General features: G+C 34.8%; 10 protein-coding genes. 5 read left to right on the top strand and 5 right to left on the bottom strand.

Annotation, left to right across the window (positions count from 1 at the left end):
* The first annotated feature begins 19 nt into the window (after window positions 1-19).
* The 5 genes from OZP07_RS15920 to OZP07_RS15900 all read left to right on the top strand — a co-directional run bounded on the left by OZP07_RS15920 (window position 20) and on the right by OZP07_RS15900 (window position 10,194).
* On the top strand, window positions 20-3,532 hold the full coding sequence (locus OZP07_RS15920) for an SNF2-related protein (RefSeq protein ID WP_281635881.1): 3,513 nt from the start codon (window positions 20-22) through the stop codon (window positions 3,530-3,532).
* A 73-nt stretch (window positions 3,533-3,605) separates the two neighbouring features.
* Window positions 3,606-4,739 (top strand): AAA family ATPase, encoded by a 1,134-nt coding sequence (locus OZP07_RS15915; RefSeq protein WP_281635880.1) that lies wholly within the window; start codon window positions 3,606-3,608, stop codon window positions 4,737-4,739.
* Complete coding sequence (locus tag OZP07_RS15910) at window positions 4,729-5,808, top strand: hypothetical protein (RefSeq protein WP_281635879.1); 1,080 nt, start codon at window positions 4,729-4,731, stop codon at window positions 5,806-5,808. The genes OZP07_RS15915 and OZP07_RS15910 overlap by 11 nt, the downstream gene beginning before the upstream one ends.
* Complete coding sequence (locus OZP07_RS15905; RefSeq protein WP_281635878.1) at window positions 5,805-7,469, top strand: DUF262 domain-containing protein; 1,665 nt, start codon at window positions 5,805-5,807, stop codon at window positions 7,467-7,469. Before OZP07_RS15910 ends, OZP07_RS15905 begins: the two co-directional genes overlap by 4 nt.
* Window positions 7,470-7,485: 16 nt before the next feature.
* Entirely contained in the window at window positions 7,486-10,194 is a 2,709-nt protein-coding gene (locus OZP07_RS15900; protein WP_281635877.1) for a DNA gyrase/topoisomerase IV subunit A, read from the top strand.
* Window positions 10,195-10,399: 205 nt separating this feature from the next.
* On the opposite strand, the gene fbp is transcribed toward OZP07_RS15900, so the two are convergent.
* The 5 genes from fbp to OZP07_RS15875 all read right to left on the bottom strand — a co-directional run bounded on the left by fbp (window position 10,400) and on the right by OZP07_RS15875 (window position 17,576).
* The gene (gene fbp / locus OZP07_RS15895; RefSeq protein ID WP_194639350.1) at window positions 10,400-11,419 is read right to left on the bottom strand and encodes a class 1 fructose-bisphosphatase; all 1,020 of its coding nucleotides are present in this window, start codon (window positions 11,417-11,419) and stop codon (window positions 10,400-10,402) included.
* Window positions 11,420-11,775: 356 nt separating this feature from the next.
* Window positions 11,776-12,507 carry a rhamnogalacturonan acetylesterase gene (locus OZP07_RS15890; protein WP_281635876.1) on the bottom strand — a complete coding sequence of 244 codons (732 nt, stop codon included), beginning with the start codon at window positions 12,505-12,507 and terminating at the stop codon, window positions 11,776-11,778.
* Window positions 12,508-12,532: 25 nt separating this feature from the next.
* Entirely contained in the window at window positions 12,533-13,882 is a 1,350-nt protein-coding gene (locus tag OZP07_RS15885) for a glycoside hydrolase family 28 protein (protein ID WP_281635875.1), read from the bottom strand.
* A gap of 11 nt (window positions 13,883-13,893) precedes the next feature.
* Window positions 13,894-15,930, bottom strand: a complete 2,037-nt coding sequence (gene pelA, locus OZP07_RS15880) for a pectate lyase (protein WP_281635874.1) — start codon at window positions 15,928-15,930, stop codon at window positions 13,894-13,896.
* 11 nt (window positions 15,931-15,941) lie between these two features.
* Complete coding sequence (locus OZP07_RS15875; RefSeq protein WP_281635873.1) at window positions 15,942-17,576, bottom strand: glycoside hydrolase family 43 protein; 1,635 nt, start codon at window positions 17,574-17,576, stop codon at window positions 15,942-15,944.
* Window positions 17,577-17,584: the final 8 nt, after the last annotated feature.

Here is a 17,584-nt window from a genome sequence, read left to right as displayed (position 1 = left end):
TAACTTAAATAAAAATAAAATGTCCAATACATATGGAAAAACTTGGTGGGGACTGCAATGGCTCAACACTTTATCGAATATAGATTATGATAATCGTTTGCCAAGAGGAAAAAGTTATGCCAATAAAGGCTCTGTAACCAAAATTACCATCAAAGGCAATAGAATAGAAGCCAAAGTTGCAGGTAGCAGGCCTAAACCGTATAATGTTGACATTACTTTGCCGCCTTTTTTCGACCCCGAATTAGGGAATTTTATTAGTCAGTTAGCCCAAAAACCAACTATAATTTCTAAATTGCTAAACCGAGAACTCGATCCCGAGGTATTAATTATTGCCGAGAATTTAGGTTTGAAAGTTTTTCCGAAACAGTGGACTGATTTCAAGATGCAATGTTCCTGTCCCGACTGGGCGGTGCCCTGCAAGCACTTGGCTGCCGTGGTCTATAAAGTGAGTGCCGAAATTGATAATAACCCATTTTTGGTATTTGAGCTGCACCAAGTGAATTTGATTGAAGAATTGAATAAGCTGGGGATTTTTGTAAATGCCCCCACTTCTGAAATTCCGAAGATTACCGATTTGTACTTTGATTCCAAAAAGAAAAAAACGTCAGATTACAATCCTGACAATGCGTACAAGAAATTATCTTTTTCCAAGTTATCGCCTATACATGAACCCTTAACCGCTTTATTGGCTGATTTTCCTGCTTTTTATCAAGGTGCTGGAAATTTTAAGGAAAAATACAGTTCCAAAATTGCCAGAACGGTAAAAGCAGCCCAGAAGGTGGTTCAGGGCAAAATAGCATTGGAGAATTTGTTTCTAAAGGCAAGTCTTCAGGAACAAAAAATAAATTCACACAGCCAGAATAAAATTACGATAGACGAAACTTATCAATCCAAGGTTTTTGTGAACGAAACCCAGTTTTCGTTTCTTCATTTTCTGCAGCAAATAGCCCAAATTCATTCTTCTAAAACCCTAGACTATCAGCCTTCGACGGCTTCCCTGCATACGATTTTACATTTTTCTGTGCATCTTTTGGCCAATGGTGCGGTGGTGCCTCAAATCGTACAATTGCAAAATAAGGAGTTTTCCATACGCTGGCTGCCTGCAATGCTGAGTAAGGATGTTCGGGATTTGGTTCAAAAATTAGAAGATATTTTACCACCGGACATTTTTCTTTGGGAAGAAAAAAAAGGAAAGAAAGTGATAAATAAGAATCAGGCATTCAATTTGCTTTCGTTGTTTTTGACTGAAGTTATACATATTCTGGAAGATGTTCCAAATCAGGATTTGTTTCTGAATCTGTTCTTCAGAAATGAAATTTACGGATTCAAAAAACCAGGGGAAGAAGCTTTGAGTGGCGGTATTTCAGCTTGGACACAAAAATATTTTATTGCCCAAGGCAATTATAAACCCCAGATTGTGGTTAGTGAACTATCAGATGATTTTTTGATTACACTAAACATAAAGGATAAGCAGCAACAACCTAATGAAGCACCTTATGGTTTATATGATATTTTAAATTTAAAAAAATTTGATAAAAACCGCTACGAAATTCTACAAAGTCTGACTCAATTAAGCTCCTTTATTATTGGTTTAGATGGATATATAAACAGTAAGGGTGCTGAAAAAATGGTTATGAGCAATGCAGTTTTTACGCCTTTTTTGATGGAAATGATTCCTGCCATTCAGCTTTTGGATATTGATATTTTGCTTCCAAAATCATTGCAGGATATTTTAAAACCCAAAGCGAGTCTTAAAATCAAACGAAAACCCGAAGGTAAATCCTTTATTACACTCGGAAAATTATTCGATTTTGACTGGCAAGTGGCTATTGGCGATACTTTGATGAGCGAAGAAGAATTTCATAAATTACTCAAAAAATCAGATGGATTACTCAAATACAAATCCAAGTATATTTATGTCAATCAAAATGAATTAGAAAAGCTGCACAAGCATTTTTCGTCCACCAAAGAATTTTCGGCTTTCGAAATGTTGCGAGCCGCTTTGAGCGGAGAATATCAAGGTGCAACAGTTGGTTTGACGGATGACGTTCGGGATTTGATTGCTGAACTTACAAATTTCTCCGAAATTGAATTGCCAAAAGGCATCAACGCCCAGTTGCGACCTTACCAGCATCGTGGTTATTCATGGATGTACCGTAATGCTAAAATTGGTTTTGGTTCTGTTCTTGCCGATGATATGGGATTAGGGAAAACCCTGCAGGTGATTACCACCTTACTGAAATACAAGGAAGATGGATTACTTGAAAAAGAAAAAGCCTTGGTCGTTGCACCAACAGGACTTTTGACCAATTGGGAAACCGAAATAGCCAAATTTGCCCCAAGTCTAAAAACCAAAATCTACCATGGTGCCACTAGAAAATTTGATAAAAAGGATGATTTTGATGTTTTGATTTCTTCTTACGGAATCGTGCGCAGTGATGCCAAGGAATTAAAAAAGAAAAAATGGCATTCGCTGGTAATAGATGAAGCACAAAATATAAAAAACACCAATACCGAGCAAACAAAAGCGATTAAAACCATTGGTGCCAACCATTTTATAGCAATGAGCGGAACACCGGTCGAGAACCGTTTGAGTGAGTTGTGGAGTATTATGGATTATAGCAATCGAGGTTTTTTGGGCAATATCAAAGAGTTTAACGAAACCTACGGAAACCCGATTCAGCAGTTTAATGACGTGGCTGTTGCCGAAAACTTGAAGAAAGTGACCGCTCCTTTTATGATGCGTCGGTTAAAATCGGATAAATCAATTATTTCTGATTTGCCTGACAAAATCGAAATGGATTGTTATTCGACTCTAGCCAATGAACAAGCCAGTTTGTATGAAAAGACATTGCAAAAAGCTATGGAGGATATAGATAGTCTCGATCTTAGTGATGACAAGGCTCTTTTTGTCCGACAAGGATTGGTGCTCCAGATGATTTTGGCACTCAAACAAATATGCAACCATCCCACACAATATTTAAAAAACAATATTCTCGATGCTTCGTTAAGCGGCAAAATGGAATTGTTGTTTAACAAACTTGACAGTATTGTTGAAAGTGGCGAAAAAGTATTGATTTTTACTCAATTCACCGAAATGGGTAATTTGATAAAACATTTTATAACCGAAAGATACCAAGAAGAACCATTGTTTTATCATGGTGGCTGTAACCTGAAACAGCGTACAGCAATGGTAGACGGTTTTCAAAACAATCGCGCCGACAAAGTATTTATTCTGTCATTGAAAGCGGCAGGAACAGGTTTAAATCTTACTGCCGCCAATCACGTCATTCATTTTGACCTATGGTGGAATCCTGCGGTAGAAGCCCAAGCCACAGACCGTGCTTACAGAATTGGACAAAAAAGCAACGTGATGGTGCATCGTTTTATTACCAAAAATACTTTCGAAGAAAAAATAAACGATATGATTCAAGCCAAAAAAGCACTTGCCGAAATGACGGTTTCTACTGGTGAAAACTGGATTGGTAATTTGAGTAATAAAGAATTAAAGGAGTTGTTTACGGTTTCTTAAACTATACAAATATTGTTATTTGAATAACAGTTTATAATAGTTAAGTTTGTAACAGAATAAAAATAAAACAAAAATGATAAATAAAATATCGTTTAAAAATTATAAGCTTTTTAAAGAAAAGCAAACACTAGAATTAAGACCGATTACTATTTTAATTGGTAAAAATAATAGTGGGAAGAGTGCTGTTGCAAAATTACCAACTTTAATTGCAGGAAGTTTAAGTGGTAAATTTTCTCAACCATTTGAAACTAAATTTGAGGAAGTTAGAATAGGTTTAAATCCAGAGGATATATTTTATAATAGAGAGATTACAAATGATTCGTTAGATTTTGAAATTTCAGAAGACAATAGATTAATTGCAAAATGTTCAATTATCGGAGATATTCACAACAATATTAGATTAAGGAGTTTAAATTATAATAGTATTGAGATAGATTTAAAGACTACTAAAGCTAAAGGTTTTGTTCCTGAAATTACAAAACCAGTAGAGACAATTAATTTTGATTATGTTGAAGCTTTTAGAATTAAACCGGAACCTAATTTTCAAAAGAACGCATCAGAAATTACTAAAGTTGGAATAAATGGCGAAAATTCATATTCTTTATATGCAAAATACTACGATGAACAAAATCCCATATATAAATCTTTAAGTAATTGGTATTATGAAAATTTTGAAAATTGGAGATTAGAAGTTGGTCAAATATCAGGATCAGTTATATCTTATGAAATTACATTAAAAAATGAAACAAATAAGCCAATCAATATTGTGAATACAGGCTCGGGAATAAGTCAGTCTTTTCCTTTAATTTTGAGATCTTTTATGGAGGTTGAAAAACCAACACTTATAATTATAGAAGAGCCAGAAACTCATTTGCATCCTGCGGCTCATGGTAATTTGGCTGAAAGATTTGTTGATTCGTATATAGAAGACAATAATAGAAATTATTTAATAGAGACACATTCTGAAAACTTTATTTTGAGGTTGCAAAGTATAATTGCTGATCCAGAAATAGCTTTTACATCTAATGATATTAAAATTTATTATGTTGATTTTGTGAAAGAAGAGCAATGCAGTAAGTTAGTTTCTTTAGAAATTTCTGAAGATGGTGAAATTGAAGATTGGCCGGATAATGTTTTTAACGAAAATTTGGATGAAGTTTATAAATTGAGAAGAAATCAAAAAAAGCGCCAATATAATGCAAATTAAAGTTAAAGAAGATTGTTTTTATAAATCAGATAAATATATCGATTTGGATGCAATTTTTTCTTTAATAAAAGAAAGACAACATGCCTGGATTGATATTGATTTAGAAGAGTTGTCAAAAACTCTATGGTATCAAGAATTAGGAAAACGTGACAAAGATGATTTAAAAAGGTTTACTATAGCAAGTACTAGGAAAATTAAAAATAAATTGACTATAAATATTTCTGAGGATAATGTCAGTCCAAATACTTTCAATATAATAGAAGCTAAGATTTATTTAAAACAACCTTTGTCAATTTTAGTAGAGAATAGTCAATATGAAACTCCTTTCATAAATTCAATTATACGAAATTTTGATTTTGAAAGTGAAATAAATTATGCTAAAGAGGAAGGGTGGTTAGTTTATGAAAATTTAGGAGGTGGAAATAATAATGCTATAGAAGGGAAAATTAATGAATCATTCAATCATCCTTTTTTAACTAAAGATAAATCTGAATATTTAAGGACTTTCGTCATTAAAGATAGTGATCGAGAATATTGTTCCATTAGTGAAGATGGGAGTACTGTATCACAACAACAATTACCTCCTCATAAAATTAGCTATTTTAAAGAAAGGAACATTCCTTATCATATTTGGTATAAAAGGGAAAAGGAAAATTACATTCCTAATTCAGTTTATATAAATTATGAAACTGATAATGTAAAGAAAGAATATGTTAAAGCATATCTTCGTTTAAATAACCATCAAATGGATTTTTTAGATATTGAGAAAGGTTTTTCTTATTTCGATAAAGAAAGTAACATTGTTAAGGTTAAAGATAGAAATGAATTAAAGCCAGAAATCAAAAAATTATATTGTAATATTTCTGAAGATGATTACAAAATTTTAGGACTTGGATTTTCAGTAAAATATCAAAACTTTAAGGTCAATTTTTCGAATGAATTTGCTACAGTTTCAAGGGATGATATGTTAAGCAGGATTAATCATCAAACAAGAATAAATTCAATCCATGATGAAGTTGAACGCAATGAATTTGATCATATAATTCATGAAATAAAAAGGCTTTTATGAGCAAACTAGAAATAAGTACCAAAGTAAGGCGTTTGTCAAATTATTTAAGTGAATTTGAAGCGGGCATGATTCAGATACCTCCTTTTCAAAGAGATTTTGTTTGGAGTAATGATAAAAAAAAGGATTTATTAGATAGTTTAAAAAATGGATTTCCTATTGGTTCTGTTCTTTTTTGGAAACCTGATTCATCTGTTAAAAATGATTTAATAGATGAAGAAATTCAGATGATTGGTGGTTACTATTTAGTAAATACAAATTCAGAATTTCAATATATTCTTGACGGATTTCAACGTTTGTCAACTTTGTTTGGTTGTTTTATAGATTCAAAAAAAACTCATCTCAAAAGAGATGAACAAATTTGGAAAACAAATTTTGATATTTATTATGATTTAAAGGAAGATAAATTTGAGTATAATCGAAAATCAAAAAATGATTTGGCTTTTTATCAAATTCCATTGTATTATTTTATTGATGGTGAGAATTTTTTTGACTTTTCAAGCTCTCTTGTTTCATTAGGTTATTCAGACGAAGAAAAAAAACTTTTTATTAATAGATATAAAAATTTCGGAGCTAAAATTTCAAGTTATGACATTCCCGCAATTGAACTAATTGGAGGTACAATTAAAGAAGCTGTAAATATTTTTTCAAGATTAAATTCAAGAGGTGAAATTGTTTCAGATGATTGGAAAGTATCAGCATTGAGTTATAATAAGCAACGTAATTTTAGATTTGGGAGTGAAATAGATAAGCTTTTTGAAAATTTAACTAAATATAATTTTTATACTTCAAAAAATGATAAAAAGAAAAAAAGAAATTTGGTTTTACAAAGTGTTTTGAGTGCTTTTGATGAAGAAAAAGCTTATTTTGATATTGCTAAAACTACTGAAGAATTAGAGAAATTGGCTAGTGAGGAAAATTTTATAGACGTTTCTTTAAATGCATTGTCAAATTTTGAGAAAACTGTAGAATTTCTTTTTAATAATTTATTAGTATTGAATAGTAAATTTATTTCATCACAATATCAATTAATATTTATTATTAATTTTTTTAATAAAGTAAAATTACCTACTGAAACGCAAATAAATGAATTGAAGAAATGGTTTTGGATAACTTCTTATTCTAATTATTTTACGATTTATAATCTGGCAGATATAAGATTAGCATATAAAAAATTTAATGGTTTTATTCAAAATGAAAATACGACTCCTATATACATTGCTCCATCTATAGAGTTTAAAACAAAGGGATTTCCTAAGTTAATAGATTTTGGAAGCGCTAGAGGAACTTCTTTGGCTCTTTTTATGGTAAATTATTCAATAAATCAGGATGAAATTTTAAATGGAGAATCAATAAACTCGAAAAATATAAAAGGAGTTGTTGAGTATAAATTATTTAAAAATGAAAAGGCTACTGAGAATTTAGTTTATATTGTAAAAAGAGATAATGAATTAAATGATTTAATTAAAAACAGTAAAGATTTATCTTTTCTTTTAAACATTCAATATAAAGGACAATTTAAAGAATTATTCATAACAGATGATATGCGTGAAGCTTATAATGATTTGGATGATGAAAGAGTATTAGAATTGAGACTTAAATGTATTGTTGAAGCTGAGGAGAAATTTGTTAGAGAAGAATTAAGAATAGAATATATAAAATAATAATCGATTTCAATCAATGAAAGACGAAGAAGACGATAACATAATTCCAAATGACGACGAGGATAATTTCACCGAAAACCCGATTGATGACAATCAGGACGGAGATCAAAGTATTGAAGTAGAAGCCAGACATTTTGAAGGCGCACATTTTTACGAAAATCAGGAAGAAGAAGGCGAGGACGTGATTACGAAAGTGACCGGAATGTACAAAGACTGGTTCCTTGATTATGCTTCGTACGTAATTCTGGAGCGTGCCGTTCCTGCTATCGAAGACGGATTCAAACCAGTTCAGCGCCGTATTATGCACTCTTTGAAAGAGCTGGATGACGGCCGTTACAATAAAGTTGCCAACGTTGTTGGTCACACCATGCAGTATCATCCGCACGGAGATGCGAGTATTGGTGATGCGATGGTGCAGATTGGACAGAAGGAATTATTGATTGACTGCCAAGGAAACTGGGGAAATATTTTAACAGGTGACGGCGCTGCAGCTTCTCGTTATATCGAAGCACGTTTATCAAAATTTGCTTTGGAGGTTTTGTATTCGCCAAAAATCACTGATTGGGGTGTTTCTTATGATGGACGCCGTGCTGAACCGAACAATCTTCCAGTAAAGTTTCCACTGCTTTTGGCACAGGGAGCCGAAGGTATTGCGGTTGGTCTTTCGACTAAAGTACTGCCTCATAATTTTAATGAGCTGATAGATGCTTCAATCAAGATATTGAAAGGAAAACCATTTACGCTTTATCCGGATTTCCTGACTCAGGGTATCGCAGATGTGTCGAATTACAATGACGGAATGCGCGGAGGACGTGTTCGTGTTCGTGCTAAAATTGGCCAGCTTGACAAAAATACTTTGGTGATTACCCAAATTCCGTTTTCGACAAATACGACAACTTTGATTGACAGTATTTTGAAAGCCAATGAAAAAGGCAAAATCAAAATCAAGAAAATTGAAGATAATACAGCGGCTGAAGTAGAGATTTTGATTCATCTTTTTCCGGGCGTTTCTCCGGACAAAACTATCGATGCCTTATTTGCTTTTACGGCCTGTGAAACTTCGGTAGCTCCTTTGGGATGCGTAATCGAAGATAACAAACCGTTATTTATCGGAGTTTCGGAAATGCTGAAAATTTCAACGCATAGAACGGTTGATCTGCTTCGTCAGGAATTGGAAATCCAATTGGAGGAATTAAAAAACAAATGGCATTTCTCGACTTTGGAAAAAATCTTCATCCGTGAAGAAATGTATATTGACTTCAAATTGTATGGAGACAGAGAGTCTTTATATAAATATTTATACGACCGATTTGAGCCGTTCAAGAAATCATTTGTCAGAGAAATTAATGATGAAGATTTACAGCGTTTGACTCAGATTCCGATGATTCGTATTACTCGTTTCGACTCTGATAAAGCTGATGATTTTATAGCGAAGCTGGAAGACGAAATGAAAGAGGTTGAATATAATCTGGAACACCTTACTGACTTTGCTATTACATATTTCACCAAATTAAAGGAGAAATACGGAAAAGGAAAAGAACGTCAAACGGAGCTGCGCAGTTTTGATAATATCGAAGCGACAAAAGTGGTTTTGAGAAACACCAAATTGTACGTAAACAGAGAAGAAGGTTTCGTAGGGACCAGTCTAAAAAAAGACGAGTATGTTGCTGATTGTTCGGATATTGATGATGTGATTTTGTTTATGCGCGACGGAAAAATGATGATTACAAAAGTCGATGCCAAAACCTTTGTCGGGAAAGACATTATTCACGTTGCGATTTTTGACAAAAGTGACAAACGCACCATTTATAACATGATTTACCGTGACGGAAAATCAGGGCCATCATATATTAAACGATTCAATGTTTCCGGCGTGACCAGAGATAAATTGTACGATTTGACCAATGAAACTAAAGGATCACAAACCTTATATTTTTCATGTAATCCAAATGGTGAAGCGGAGGTAATTACCATTTTACTGCGCCAAGTTGGAAGTATTAAGAAACTGAAATTTGATATTGATTTTGCGTCTTTGGCAATTAAAGGACGCGCTTCTAAAGGGAATCTGGTTACGAAATATCCAATCAAGAAAATTGAGTTGAAGGAGAAAGGTATTTCGACTTTACTGCCAAGAAAAATCTGGTTTGACGATACTGTGCAGCGATTGAATGTTGATGCAAGGGGTGAACTGCTGGGGGAATTCAGGCCGAGTGATAAGATTTTGATTATTTCGCAAGGCGGAAAATTGAAAGTTGTAACGCCTGAATTGTCAACTCACTTTGATGAAGACATGATTGTTTTGGAAAAATGGATTCCGAAGAAACCAATTTCGGCAATTTATTATGACGGTGAAAAAGAGCGTTACTTTCTGAAACGTTTCTTGGTTGAAACCGAAAATAAAGAAGAATGTTTCATCACGGAACATGCTAATTCCAGACTGGAAATTGTAGCGACAGATTACCGCCCAGTAGCAGAATTAGTATTTACCAAAGTCAAAGGAGTGCAGAAAGAAAATATGACTGTGGATATCGAAGCTTTTATTGCTGTAAAAGGATTTAAGGCACTCGGAAACCAGCTGACGACAGATAAACTCAAACAGGTAAATTTATTAGAACCTTTGCCTTATGAAGAACCTGAAGAAGTTGTTCCTGAAGTAATTGAAACGGAAGGTATTGATGATTCGGAAGTGCAATTGGATGACGATGGACAGGTTACCTTATTTTAATAAAAAAACAGTTTAGAAATTTCTAAACTGTTTTTTTTGATCTTATTGTCAATACTAACATAGAAGAACTATATCTCTCTTTAGCCCTGATCGAAGTGATATCCTTTGTGGTTTTTCTTTAAAACCACAAAGATAAAACGGAGAGCAGAACCAATATTTCCAAAAAGGCCAAATCTTTCTGCTTCAAAAAAAGAGTTGCTATTTGTTAGTATTTACTCAATGAAGCTTTATAGATGCATTCTTCTATTTTTTCGACCATTTTGATGCTTCCGCAAAAGAAAGCAGTTCGTTCATGCAGTTCTGTTGGTTCTATTTCCATTACCCGGTTTACTCCGTCAGAAGCTTTTCCTCCGGCCTGCTCAACGATAAATGCCATTGGGTTGCATTCGTATAGAAGCCTTAGTTTTCCTTTGATGGCCTTGGAACTTGTTGGGTATAAATAAACGCCTCCTTTGATTATATTTCTATGAATATCGGAGGCTAAACTGCCAATGTATCTGGAGGAATAGGGACGATCCTCTTCTTCTTGCTGACAGTATTTTATATAGTCTTTTACGCCTTGCGGGAAATGAATGTAGTTGCCTTCGTTTACAGAATAAATAGAACCATCTATTGGACATTGCATTTTTGGATGAGACAAGTAAAAAGTGCCTATCGCAGGATTTAAGGTGAAACCATTTACGCCTTGGCCAGTGGTGTAAACCAGCATGGTTGAGGTTCCGTAAATCACATAACCAGCGGCAACCTGTGCGGTTCCAGGCTGTAAAAAATCCTCTAGTTTAACTGGAGTTCCTACTGGAGTTATTCTTCGATAAACCGAAAAAATTGTTCCAACGGATACATTTACATCAATATTGGAAGAACCGTCCAGAGGATCCATCAAAAGGACATATTTGTTGTTATGGCTATTGTCGCTTCCTTGAACGGTTATGAATTCATCATTCTCTTCGGAGGCGATACCGCATACTATTTCTCTGTTGATCAGGGTTTGGATAAAAATTTCATTAGCATAAACATCGAGTTTCTGCTGGTCTTCTCCTTGGATGTTTTTTTCGCCGATACCTCCAATGATATCTACCAATCCGGCTTTATTTACTTTATAGCTGACTACTTTTGATGCTAATTTTATAGAATTAAAAATCCGGGATAATTCTCCTGATGAATAGGGGAAATCTTTTTGATTCTCAATAATAAATTCTCCTAGAGTCTTATTTTTTTCTTCCATGTTATCTTTGTTTGATGTCGTCGTTTTATTAGTCTAAATAATGTTAAAGCTATGAAATTTAATGCATTATGTTTTGGGTGCTAATGCATTTACCTCAAGAATTCTCAAATTCTCAAATTTTAGAATATTATAATTCTAAAAATTTATTAATAAGTGTTTAAAATATATAATCAGTTTTACTGATTTGAGTTTTTTTATTATAGTATTGACAGAAAACTATATTTATATGGCTATCCTTAACGAATACCAAACAGATCGAATTAGCTACAGATTAAAAAAACAGTAATGAAATTTATGAGAATCTGTGTAATCAGTGGCGAAAAAAAGTACATGGTATTATTTGCGGACAGTCATATTTATTTAATATATTTTTTGAGATCCAGGTTTGTTTTTTTTAATTCTTCTGCTGCAATTTTGGCCATTTCAGTAGCACCTTTTACAGAAAAGTGAGTGTCATCTGCTTTATCTTCTTTGTAATAAGGGATTTCTCCAGCCTTGAAATGCAGGTGCAGCTGTTTTGATTTTTCCGGTCCATAGGACTGCTCAGCTAATTCAGATAAATATTCCATGTCTATAAAGGGAACATTATATTCCTGAGCAACCAAGCGGGTTTCCAGAGTATATTCGCCATGTGTACTGATCAAAACTCCTTTTTCATTAAAATTTCTTCGGGTTACTGATGAGAATAGGATTGGAGTTGCACCTTTTTCTCTGGTTTCGGTTACAAAACGGATTAAATTATGACGGTATGCAGTATGCGGGTTGGTGTAACGCAAAGAATCTTTTTCTTTTTCATCATTATGACCAAATTGGATAAAAACATAATCGCCTTTTTTAAGTTTTTGGAAAACAGCATCCCAAAGTTTTTCGTTGATGAAACTTCGAGTGCTTCGGCCATTTACAGCTCTATTGTCAAATGTTATTTTGTCTGTTAAAAATTGCGGAAACAGCTGGCCCCATCCTCTTTCCGGGTTTTCTTCGGGTTTTACCTTATTGGCCATTGTAGAATCACCAATGCCGTAGATTGTTGGTTTTTGCGCTAAACAGTTTAGAGTTACCAGCATAAAAAATAAGGAAATCCATTTCATAATTATTCGTCTTTAGTTTTACAGTTTATTTTACGACAGTAGGAATCGTTGCTTTTTGCCCTACAACAACTTCATTTATGGTTACATTTTCGGAGTTGGTAACTGTCATACCGTTTTTTGCGGATTGTATATTGATATTGTCTAGTTTGATGTCTGTTACTTTTTTATCGGGAAACCCTTCAATTACAATTCCAGTATTTGTGGCTTCAATACAGCTTATATTGGAAAAAGAAATATCAGAAACTTTAGAAGGGTTTAATCCGCTGCCTTCTCCGTGATAATTTGCGGTGATATAAAGGCAGTCTTCTACTTTTCCAAATGCGAGATTATTAAAATAAATGTCTTTGATGTAACCGCCTCGGTCAGAATTTGTTTTTATAAAAATGCCTCTTTTCAGATAGCCTCTGAACTTGCTGTTTTCTACAAAAACATTTCGTACTCCAGCTGACATTTCGCTTCCAATTACAATTGCGTGAAGGCCTTTGAATTCACAATTTCGGATAACAATATTTTCCGAAGGCGTATCAGAATTGCTTCTGCCTTCATCATCTCTTCCGGCTTTTATGGCAACATTGTCATCGGCATTGTCAAACAATACATTTTCAATCAGGATATCACTGGAATATTCTGGATCTACACCGTCATTATTATTGTTGTGAGCACTGTATTTTAGTCCTCGGACAGTTATGCTCTTGCTTTTTAGCAGATGAATGCACCAAAACGGAGAATCTTCGATTTGAACATTCTCGATAAGAATGTTTTTTGAATTGATAAATTGAATAAGCTGCGGTCTTAAATAATGGCCTTCACCAAAAATACGCTCCTTAATCGGCGTGTTTTTATGATTCATATCTCTGCTTAACAGCTGGTCTTTTTTTTCAAGCGGTTTCCATTTTATCCAGGTATTTTTGGCTTCACCATCGATGATTCCGTTTCCGGTTATTGCAATGTTTTCTACGTTATTGCCATAAATCAGCGGACAGTAGTTATAAAGCAGAGTGCCTTCCCAGCTTGTTAAAACTAGCGGATAATCCTTTGGATTGGAACCGAAACGAATTTTTGCACCGTCTTCTAAATGTAATTTTACATTGCTCACAAATTGAATAGGACCATTTAAGGTGTAAATTCCTTTTGGAACTATAATTGTGCCTCCGTTATTTTTTTTGCAGAGCGCCATTGCTTTATCAAAAGCAGGTTTAGCGTTGCTGACCGAATCGCCTTTTGCCCCCAGTTTTGTTACTTCTATTTTATACAAAGGAATAATCGGCAGCTGAATGCGTTTAACGATTGCATTCACTTTGTCTGCAGGGAAAGTATTTTCTTGAGAAAAACCATGCAGTGAAAAAAGCACTATAAGAATGAATTTATATTTCATATCTCTAAAATTTAGTTTACTCTTAAATACCATTGTTTGTCAATATTAGGAGTATCTGGTGCCAATATTTTTTTGATAGTGTACGTTTTAGCTTCAGTATCTTTTAACTGATATGACCAGGTTACTCTGTTTTTTGGCTGAAATCCTTCACCAGAGCATTTGTATTCCGCATAAAAAGTATTGGTTTCCGGTTCTGGTTTTGACCAATAATGCCAGCCTTCCGGCAAAATATGTTTACCCATTTCGCAGTTAATAAAAACGGTTTTAGCATACGGTCTCCAAGGCCTGCCAAGATAGGCTTGTGTCACTTTTTGAGCAGCTGTGAGTTTACAGTTCTTAAAAACAAATCCGTAAGCGACTCCTTTTGGTGTTGAAGCAGCTGTGGCGTAAGAGTCACTTTTGCTATGAACAGTACAATTTTCGAACAAGGCTGTGGCTTCTCCAAATATAAAATCGGTGGTGCCTTCGATATAACAGTCCTTAAAATAGTTTTTGTTTTCTTCGCCAGATATAAAAAGAGTGTCCTGATTTCCTAAAAAAGAGCAGCTGCTAAATAAAGCTCTATTGGCATTTACATTCAGAGCCACGGCTTGTCCCACTGGTCCTGATGTGTTTTGAATGGTTAAGTTTTTTGCAGAAAAATCATTTCCTTCGACCAAAACGGTATAAGTATAGAAAGTGCTGTTTCGGCCTAAATTTATTTTGGCAAAATAATCGTCATACGTTATAATTGTTTTGTCACGGCTTTCGCCAATCAATGAAATATTTGTATTCCAGGCATGAATTTTTACTTTTTCATAGTAAGTTCCATTTTTTACATAAATTGTGATTCTTTGGCTTGGATATGCTTTAGCTGCGTTTATGGCTCCTTGTATTGTTGTAAAATCTCCGGTTCCTTTTTGATCCACAATAATATTAAACTCATCTTTTAGAACGGTTTCACTTTTTTTTTGAGGTTTTAAATTCTCTACTTCAATTTTTTTTTTCCAGCTGGCGTATTTTTTCAGCACTTCTTTTGGTTCATTGGTGTACCAAGAATAGCCCACTCTTCGTTCTTGTCCTATTTCAGCAAGAGTTGCTTTCTTTATTCCGTCGCGGTCACAAAAGAAAGGAGTGTTATCGTTTAAATCCATAAAACGAGCCCAAAGGGGAGAGGCATTAGGACCTTTGACCATTACTTTTTCCATTATTTTGCTGTTAGGAACAGGAACTCGGTCTTCTCTGAGATCTGTGATTTTTGTTTTTTCGAACCAAGCAACGGTACTGTTTACAGCAGTTACAACTTCAGGAGAGGGTTTTTCTATTGACATTAAAAGCAATACAATTTTGGATGATTCTTTTCCGCTTAAAGAAGCCAATTCGAAAGCACGGGCATTTGCAGGAAGAAGCGTTACTTCGTCATGCTGGGCACACCAGGCAGTAAGGACTCCGTTTTGCTTGTATTGTGTTTTCAGGATGCAGTCAATTCCTTTGTCGAAAGCTTTTTTAGCTTTTTCAACGGCAGCATCTGGAGCTTTTATGCTGTAATAATCTGTTTTTTCAGCAATCTCTTTCAGAATGATAAGGATATTGGACATCGAATCATCATTATAGGTGATATGAGTGTAATATCCTTTTTTTAGCGGATAAAACTGAGGCCACCCTCCATTTTCATATTGCGCTTTCAATAAATAATCCAAACCAGCCAAAAATGCATTTTTGTATCTTTCATCTGGTACTTGAGCGTACATTTTTGATAAAAAAAGCATTTCCTGGCATGTTGCTCCATTATCTGTTGTTACTTCTTTTGTATCGGGTTTGAGAGCTGTTAACTTTTGTTTTTCGCTTGCTGTCAGAGGATTCTGCATCTGAATGTTTTTTGGCCAGCCGCCAATATTCCGCTGGTACAGCAATACATTTTCGGCGACTTCTTTAGCTTCCGGTGTGGCAAACCAAGCACTTTCCTTATCACGTATCAGTGATCCCCATTTTTGTTCCTTTTGTGCATGAATGCTTATGTTGAACAGTAACAGTATTAGTATTGCGATATTTATCTTAATATTTTTCATTTTTAAAAGCATTATTTTGTTATTCTGAACCAATCGATTTCAACATTCCCTGCATCATTTATAACACCCTGTCTTAGTGCTGTAAAACCAATTTTTGCACCAATCCATCTGCCTTCTCTTGCTTTAAAAGCTTCGCCGACAGGAGTGAAGTCCTGTCCGTTTTCACTATAATAAAAAGTACAGATGCCTCCCGGTTTTATTTTGGCCTGCATATAGATACTTTGAGTATTTACAGCAATAGGAGTACTTTCGGTTTCGATTCCTTTTTTATCGATGTTTTTGGCTGTTTTTTGTGAAAGATACATTTTGCCTCCTTCCTGTTTGAAGCAAAGGTAGCTGTAATCCAGTCCCATTATGACAAGTCCCATACTTTCGCCGTCAAAACGAGCATTGAATTTTATTTTTGCTGTAGCTGTAAATTCATTTGAGGGGAATTTTTGCAAAAGGAGATTAGGTACTTGATAAAGAGTTGTGGCTTCTTTTGGAACAGGAATGCAGTTCAGGCTGTAATATCCCATACTCGTTGGAAATCCCCAAACTATCTGAGGATTAGCGTGCCATTGCCATTGAAGACCTAATTTCGTGCTGTTAAATTCGTCACTGTCAGGCGGTGTTTCAATTGGAAATGTTTTTTTTCCGACATTTGGTTTTTTGTGCGACATAACAGGTTCGCCAATACCATTTTTATCATCATCATTCCCTATAACCGGCCAATCGTTTTCCCATTTCATCGGCTGGAGATGTACCACTCGGCCATAAGCAAACTGATCCTGAAAATGGATAAACCAGTCTTCGCCTGTCTGGGTTTGTACCCAAGCTCCCTGGTGAGGACCGTTTATAGCAGTTTTCCCCTGATCCATTACTTTCTTTTTCTCATAAGGGCCGAATACATTTTTTGAACGCATAACAGTCTGCCATCCTGTTGCTACACCGCCTGCTGGTGCAAAAATGTAGTAATAGCCGTTTCGTTTATAGAATTTTGGACCTTCGATAGTAGCTTCATCGGGATGCCCGTTAATAATCATAACATCATCATTATTATTGGCAGCTGATCCTTCAGTGTTCATTGTGCATATCGCCAAAATACTTTTTATGCCTGCTCTGCTTCCCGCAAAGGCATAAGCGAGATATGTTTTTCCGTTATCATCCCATAATGGAGAAGGATCAATTAAACCTTTTCCTTCCTTTACCATAACCGGTTCTGACCAAGGTCCTGCAGGATTTTTTGCCTTAACAACGTATATTCCGAAATCTGGATCGGGGTAATAAATGTAAAATTCGCTGTTATGGAACCGAATGCAGGGAGCCCAAACGCCATTTCCGTGCTGTGCTTTGTCATAGACTTCGATAGGTTTCTGCTTTGCAAGAGCATAACCAATTATTTTCCAGTTAACAAGGTCATTAGAGTGGAGTATAGGCAGACCAGGGATGCAGTTGAAGGATGAAGCGGTCATATAATAATTATCTCCCACACGGATTGCATCTGGATCAGAATAATCAGCATAGAGAATTGGGTTTTTATAAGTGCCGTCACCATTATCGGCTGTCCAAACTTTTGAATACTGTTTTTCGCTTTTTTCTTGTCCTATTACTGTCTGAAAAGCAATACAGCATAAAAAAACAGTTGTGATTTTTGTAAGCTTCATTTCAATTG

This window comes from Flavobacterium marginilacus (assembly GCF_026870155.1).
GTDB lineage: Bacteria > Bacteroidota > Bacteroidia > Flavobacteriales > Flavobacteriaceae > Flavobacterium > Flavobacterium marginilacus.
This window is presented reverse-complemented; position numbering and strand designations above follow the sequence as displayed.